General features: G+C 46.1%; 1 protein-coding gene. It reads right to left on the bottom strand.

The window, feature by feature from the left end:
• Positions 1–74 precede the first annotated feature (74 nt).
• Positions 75–1,025 (bottom strand): RHS repeat-associated core domain-containing protein (locus tag BMW55_RS18920; RefSeq protein WP_139179559.1); only part of this gene is annotated, 951 nt, incomplete at its 5' end.

Consider the following 1,025-nt stretch of genomic DNA (forward strand, 5'->3'; position numbering starts at 1 on the left):
CGTTTCATCTCCGGTTCCTCCTTAAGCAGAATTCTATCAAAACCGGAGAGCTCTACACATCTAACCGTCGCATTTTAAATTGGGGCGCTATATTTACCAACACTCAAACCAGTTCCTTTAAGATGTCTTCCACCGTGGCCAAATGTTATAGTTTGTTTTCCTACTCTAACTGAAGCAGTAATCCCCCCACCACCTTTAGGGGACTTGTAGCTTGATTTTCTGAACTTTTTCCAAATCCATTTAAGTAGACCAATAATGTACCTCCAGTAATGACCGTCTGGGTCGACTTTCATTACTGGGTTATTGAGAACATAAATATATCTGTTTAAACCTAATTGCTCATCTTCAAACCCCTCAAACGTATCCCTTGTCAATAATCTTCCCGTATTCGGGTCATAATACCTGCTCTGCATATAATACAACCCTGTCACCTTATCATACCGATACCCCGCATACCGATACGGATTCTCCACTGTCCCCGTCTCATTCACAAGATTCCCATATGCATCATACTCATAGGTAGCCACTAAAGCCCCATTGGCATCCGTGAGCCCTACTACATCTCCATGACCATTCAACTGATAGTAATACGTTTTTCCTCCACGGGTCATGCTGACAGGTTGGTTGTTGGAATTGTATGTGTATCTGGCTACGATGTTGTTGCTTCCATCCGTCTCATAGGTGACATTGTTGTCCTCATCGTAATGGAACGTAATCGTACCAGATGAAGTCGTCATCGTTTTCCGCATGCCGTCGGCCCGGTAGGTGAAGGAGGCGATGGTCGCTCCACTGCTGTTCTTGAGGGCGGTGAGACGGTTCTCGGCATCATACACGTAGGTGCGGTTTCCGTCACTGATCAAGTTTCCGTTGGCGTCATAGGTGTAGTTGGTCCCGTTGACAGCGGTCAGTTGATCGGCGTCATCGTAGGTATGGGTTACGTTTCCGTTTTTGTCATAGGTGTAGTCCGTCTGGTTGCTGTTGGGTTCGGCTACGGTTTTGAGCTTGTTATCGGCGTCATAGGTGTA

Source organism: Lihuaxuella thermophila (assembly GCF_900110165.1).
GTDB classification, from domain to species: Bacteria; Bacillota; Bacilli; order Thermoactinomycetales; family Thermoactinomycetaceae; genus Lihuaxuella; species Lihuaxuella thermophila.